This is a genomic window from Aquabacterium sp. (genome assembly GCF_004297345.1).
Lineage (GTDB): Bacteria > Pseudomonadota > Gammaproteobacteria > Burkholderiales > Burkholderiaceae_C > Aquabacterium.
Genome location: NZ_SCTN01000165.1, coordinates 1 through 5965 on the forward strand (window position 1 = coordinate 1; position 5965 = coordinate 5965).

The window sequence follows — 5965 nt, forward strand, 5'->3', positions numbered from 1 at the left end:
AATGGGACCATAGGGAAGAAATGACCATAAGTTGGACAGCAAGTAACTAGAACTTTCATGACTCGACTCCCGGAATTTTTAAATAAATTAATGAAATGACTGTTGGCGCGTTGACATCTCGTAAGTGCAGATGGTGGCCTGGGGCTATTTATTAGGGTGATCGCCTTTTTTGCCAAAGGGCGTGATGCCCGAATTGGGGTGTGTGATTTTTCATGCGGTGACTTCTATCCAGCATGCGACCAGCGGGTGACCGCGGAGAACCATTGGTGGGCCTGCCCGGTGAACTTGAAAATTCGCGAGTTTCATCAACCGTTCAGCGCCAAGGGATACCACGGCAATCAGGTTCTTTGCGCCCAATTCCGCAGCTCGTTTCACGGTATTTCTGAGTAGTGCAACAGCGACGATGGAGGAAGTCTTTCCATATTCGACTTGTGTGCCGCCTCTCAGGTCGGTTGCGGCAAATCTGGATAATTCCCAAACGTCAGGGAGGCAAGGTGGCTCGGCACCGTCCAGTAGTTCCGGAAATACCTCGCCAAGCAGATAAGGGCGTGCTGTCGGCAGCAGGCGGGCGCAGCCAATAATGGCATCCTCTGAATTTTTGGCCACGATATATTCAGTGTCGGGGCGATCAAACTGATCCTCTTCGAATCCTTCCGGTGTTTCGAGATCCCAGCCTAGTAGTTCAACGAAGACACTGTGACGATATGTGCCCAGTTCGTTGTACAAGCCTTGTGGCAAACCTTCCTGTGCTCCAGTGATGATATTCATGGCGATTGGATATAACGAGCGCACCTCGTGAGGTGCGTTGTGCGGGTTCAGATATTCAGGGTTAATGCCGCGAGGCGTGGCAATTCGTCCTCAAGCCATTTCTGACGAGGATATGAACCAAGGGAGGCGAATTGCGCGCCGTCAGGCGCTGTCGTGCTGTTGTTTGGATTTGGTGTTCTTCATGCAGTCCCTTTTTGATTTGTAATTGATGCTTATTAGATGTGCCTGACAGGCGGGGCGCAACTGTCAAAGTATGCAAAACCCTATAAGGCTGTTGTCATTCAATCTTCACATTCGCTCCCCCAGAAGGGGGGTATTTGACGGAAATGTAAGGACATCAATACAAATGCAACCAATGCTGTTTTATTCGGCTGTTGGATTCATGGATTTGGTGCATGAGTTGCACCTTGTCGAGGTGATTGGATCAGTGGACCGATTTACCCGCCCCGTGAATAAGGGGTGACTGCTGCATGTTGGTGCGATCTGGCCCGGAGTCGACTATTTGTCTGGTTTCCCTTGTGGCGATCAATTGATGTCGTTCGCTATTTCGCCCCTGATTTAACGAGCTAACGAGCGCTGGATATTCATGCGAAGAATCCATCGCTTTCCTTCTTTGGTCTCGCGTTGTTGCTTTCTAGATCTAAGGCGCCATGCACTGGCGTGGTGACCGCTCCAACGGCATCTTCGGCGTTCGCGTCACGATGCCAACATGTCGTCCAAGAACTTCTTGGTGGCCTTTGCTGGACTGCAGGGCAACGCGGCCGCACATGAGCGAGGTCGACGACATGCGGACCTTCTCAGGCTCCTGTTCACAGGTGCAATTGCCTCCTGACCCATCCACAATCTGGGCGGATCCCTGACAGTGGCTCAGCAACGTGGCAAGGACTTCTATTTCGGTGATCGTCCATCCGATGGCTTCAAGTTGGTTATCGGTGGAAAGTCCATGACCAGCAACAACCACTGCAATGGTTGCCACCCTGTGGACCCCGCACAGGGGCAGTACGATACGGTACGTATGCATCAAGGCAGTTGGGAGGGCAAGTTGCTTGTGCAGGTTTTTGGCACAGCGACTGATGCGGCGATTGGCAGCGCAACTGCTGGATGTGCGTAAGGAGCCAGGCAGGCTTCAATGTGGACGGTAGCAATCGCCAGTTGCATGGCCAGGATCGCGCCAATGCAGGAAGGCTGTCCGCAGCAGTTGCAATAGCAGAGAAATCCAGCACGAATGCGCTGACTTGCTCGACGACACCTTGTCGTCGTCTACTCCGCACTTGAGAGTCTGTTTGTCAAGCTTGGCTTTGACTTCTATCGGACTCAGCTTGTCCAAACTGATCTTGCCGAAGTTGATGTTGTCCTGCAATCGTTTGAAGCGGCCTTCTGCATCATTCGCAGCTTTGTTGCCTTTGGCTGTACGCAGGTGAGTGGTGCAGTGCTTGCAGGCGGCCTCTACGGCGGCCGCTTTTTCCATTGCGCCTGATAAGTTGTTTTGATGCCCTCATGCTGTCTGACGAATCAGTTGCCGTTGCCGTCGCTCATGGCATGGAATCCAAAGTGCAAACCACTTTCAAGTGTGCCTGGTAGGGTTCTCGTCTGGCTGGCAGCTTGTTTCGCTCAGTTTTTTAAGGTCGTGTGCCATGAATGTTCTGCTGGTGTCGTAAGGACAGGCGTTCTCGGGTGCCATAGAACTTTACGGTCCATGCATACTAGGCAAGTCAATGGGCATTGGGTGGCTTTGAATCTGTGAGGATCTTCATCCCTGGCCTCCTAAGACCGAGGTGCTTGGTTCGATCCCAGCCGGGCGCGCCAATAATTCAAGCACTTGGCTTCCTGGTACCACCAGGAAAGGCCCGAGCAGGTTCATGTTGACTGTGGCTTAGTATGCGACCTTGTTTTGCCGCTTCCTAGCCAGTAGATCCATCATGCAACCAGATCTTCGTCCCTCTCCTTTTCCGACCGTCCCCATGGACCCGGATGTGCTGGATGCCATGCTGGATCAGGCTGAGGCCGATTTGGGCGCAGGCCGGCTGGATGCAGCAAGACAGGTGCTGGAACAAGTGCTCCAGCAAGATCCTCAACAGTTTGACGCGCTGCACCTGCTCGGTGTGATTGCCCTTCAACGCAAGGACTTTGCCAAGGGCGCCGAACTCATCGAGCAAGCCTTGGCGATGGATCCCGATGTGGACATGGCGCAGGTGAATCTTGGGGCTGCCAGACTGGAGATGAAGCAGCCTGAAAAAGCTTTGGCCTGTTTCGACAAAGCCATCAGCCTGGCGCCAGATTACGTAGAGGCTCATTTTGGCCGTGGTTGTGCGCTCCAGGCCATGAGTCAATGGCCGCAGGCGGTGCAAAGTTTCGCGCAGGTTCTCGCTTTGCAACCCGGGCACGTTGAGGCGCTCGCCAGCCAAGGCGCGGCGCTGTATGGTTGGCAGCACTATGACGAGGCCATTGTGGCGCTCGACAAAGCGTTGGCCTTGCAGCCCCAGCATGTCGCGGCCCTGATCAACCGCGGGTATGCCTTGTCTGAGCTGCAGCGCTACGAAGAAGCATTGGCCAGCTATGACCAAGTGATCTTGCTCAAGGTAGAGCGCCCTGCGGTCTATGCGCTGCGTGGTGACGCGCTGTTGGCCCTTGGGCGCATGGAATACGCACTGGCCAGTTTCGACCGGGCGTTGACACTTCAACCTGATCAGTTTGCCGTCTGGGCCAATCGCGGCAATGCCTTGTTGAAGCTGCGCCGGTTGAATGAGGCTGCTGCCAGCTTTGACAAGGCACTGAGTTATCAGCCCCAGCATTCGGACGTGCAGTCCAATCTGGCAGGGGCCTGGCGTGAGGCGGGGCGTTTGCAAGAGGCGCTGACATTGTGTGATCGTGTCTTGCAAAGTCATCCTCATCACGCTGGCGCATGGCAGAACAAGGGTAACGCGCTGATGGACCAAGGGCGCTTGACGGAGGCGCGTGAGGCGTTTGCCAAGGCGTCAAGCTTGCAGCCCGACAATGCCGAGGCGAGATGGTCGCAAGGCTGGGTCGCCACATTGCAAGGCGACTGGGCTACTGGCTTGCCCTTGTTGGAGTGGCGCTGGAAGAAAGCGCATATCGCCTCTGCCAAGCGCGCGTTCATCCAGCCGCAATGGGATGGGCAAGCCGATCTGCGGGGGCGCACTATCTTGCTGCACGCTGAGCAAGGCTTGGGTGACACCATTCAGTTCTGCCGTTATGTCACGCAGGTGGCCGCACTGGGTGCGCGCGTGGTGCTGGAGGTTCAGCCACCTTTGGTCCATCTGATGAGCAGTCTGGATGGGGTGGCCCAGATCGTTGCGCAAGGGCAGGCGCTGCCCGCTTTCGATACCCACTGCCCTTTGATGAGTTTGCCTATGGCTTTCAAGACGACGCCGGATACCGTGCCGACGGTGCCTGCTTACTTGACGGCTGATCCGGCATTGGTTCAGCGCATGGCCAACAGGCTGGGTGCCAATGTGAAGCAGCGTGTGGGCTTGGTCTGGTCAGGCAACGCCATGCACAGGGATGATCACAATCGCTCCATGCCACTGGCGACATTGCTGGATGCATTGCCCCAGGGGCCGCAGTTCTATGTCTTGCAAAAAGACATACGTGACTCAGACATGGCCACGCTGCGCGCACGTCATGACGTGATTCTGCTGGAAGATGCCTTACAGGATTTCGACGCCACGGCAGCTTTGGTCGCTCAGATGGATGTGGTGATCTCGGTTGATACGTCGATCGCGCATCTGGCCGGAGCCTTGGGCAAGCCCGTATGGCTCTTGCTGGCGAAGATGCCGGATTGGCGCTGGCTTTTGCAGCGGCATGACACGCCCTGGTATCCCGCCACCCGCCTGTTCCGTCAGATCACTGCAGGCCAATGGGCCGATCCTTTGCGTGATGTGGGGCAAGCACTGACAGCCCGTGCCATGCACTGACCGGGATACGTCATGCCAGCAACCTCTTCCCGATCATGGCTTTTTTTCCTGTCTGCACTGTGTGTGATGGTGCTGGCGCAATGGCAAGTCAGCAGTTGGCAGCAAACGCATGCGGAAAACATCGATCAGCTGATTGATGCCGCGCGCGGCGTGCTCAGCGGGACGCCTCATTGGCGGGCCTACCAGAACCGCATCCTGTCCCCGGCACTGGTGCATGTGATGGGTTGGTTCTCGTATCAACCGATGACGCTGTTTGTGCAATACGCGCTCTTCGCGTTGAATGCCGCCCTGTTTTTGCTGGTGTGGCGCCGGACCGGGCATCACCTGCTGGGCGTGCTGGCGGTGGCGGCGTGCGGTCTGTTGTGGATCCTGGAGCACCACAGGTGGTCTTACACATGGGACTTCACCGAGGCGGCCTGTTGGCTGGCCTTGTCCTGGATGGCCATCAATCGGGCATCCCTGAAGGCGGTGTTGCTGCTGATTGTCGTGTCTGCCTTCAATCGGGAAAGCGCGCTGTTCATGTGCTTGTATCCGCTGGTCTGCGGTGCGCTGTTGCTCCGCCAGGATGCGGCACAAGGCCGCCGTTGGATCAAGGGTGGTGTGCTGGCATTGGTGGCCGTGCTGCTTGTGACGGAGGGCTTGCGCAAGCTGTTGTTCGGTTACTCGTCCCTGTCTGGTGTGGGCGTTGACGCCTCACATGCCATCTTCGAAAACCACATCAATCTGGCCATCAACTTGCGCCTGCTGGCCACCATGGTCGAGCAAGCCTCGCCTATCCTGTTCATTCTGGCTGTCTATGGCGTGTCCATGCTGTGGTTCATCCAGGTCGGCATCAGCCGTCGTGCACCGCAACTCGTCGGGCTGGGCGTTGCCTTGTCGCTGTATTTCGCTTCTTTGCTGGTGTTCGGTCTGCTCCACGAGTTGCGCCTGTATCAACCATTGAACTGGTGCGTGGCGTACCTGCTGCTCACTTCGCAGTCGGTGGGTGATGCGATGGTCGAGGTCAGCTCGTCGTGAGCGCCATATGCCTGTCGTGTGACTTTCGTTCAGTGATGACTGCGTAAGCCTCTTCTACACTCCGCGCCGCAGTACACGGGTCGTGCCTTGATGTGAGAGAAGGTATGGCGTTCACATCATCACAAATCACACAATCAGGTTATGAATGACGCGTCGCTGACGGTCACCCCTACTGCGGGTCGGGTTCGGCTGGATGCCGAGGCGCTCAAGGCCAGGCGGCATCAACTCGGTCTGAGCCAGGAAGC

Annotated in this window: 5 protein-coding genes; 3 read left to right on the forward strand and 2 right to left on the reverse strand. The window is 56.3% G+C overall.

What is annotated here, in order from left to right:
- Positions 1 to 210 precede the first annotated feature (210 nt).
- Complete coding sequence (locus tag EPO09_RS05565; RefSeq protein ID WP_290641015.1) at positions 211 to 768, reverse strand: acyl-homoserine-lactone synthase; 558 nt, start codon at positions 766 to 768, stop codon at positions 211 to 213.
- Between the two features lie 862 nt (positions 769 to 1630).
- On the opposite strand from EPO09_RS05565, the gene EPO09_RS05570 reads away from it, so the two are divergent.
- Complete coding sequence (locus EPO09_RS05570; RefSeq protein WP_290641017.1) at positions 1631 to 1879, forward strand: hypothetical protein; 249 nt, start codon at positions 1631 to 1633, stop codon at positions 1877 to 1879.
- Positions 1880 to 1894: 15 nt separating this feature from the next.
- Here EPO09_RS05570 and EPO09_RS05575 read toward each other — a convergent pair whose 3' ends face one another.
- On the reverse strand, positions 1895 to 2236 hold the full coding sequence (locus EPO09_RS05575; RefSeq protein ID WP_290641019.1) for a hypothetical protein: 342 nt from the start codon (positions 2234 to 2236) through the stop codon (positions 1895 to 1897).
- Between the two features lie 451 nt (positions 2237 to 2687).
- On the opposite strand from EPO09_RS05575, the gene EPO09_RS05580 reads away from it, so the two are divergent.
- Together EPO09_RS05580 and EPO09_RS05585 are read left to right on the forward strand one after the other, a co-directional pair.
- Positions 2688 to 4703 (forward strand): tetratricopeptide repeat protein, encoded by a 2016-nt coding sequence (locus tag EPO09_RS05580; protein ID WP_290641021.1) that lies wholly within the window; start codon positions 2688 to 2690, stop codon positions 4701 to 4703.
- A gap of 12 nt (positions 4704 to 4715) precedes the next feature.
- Positions 4716 to 5720: a hypothetical protein gene (locus EPO09_RS05585; protein ID WP_290641023.1), complete on the forward strand. Its 1005-nt coding sequence runs from the start codon at positions 4716 to 4718 to the stop codon at positions 5718 to 5720.
- The last annotated feature ends 245 nt before the right edge of the window (positions 5721 to 5965 follow it).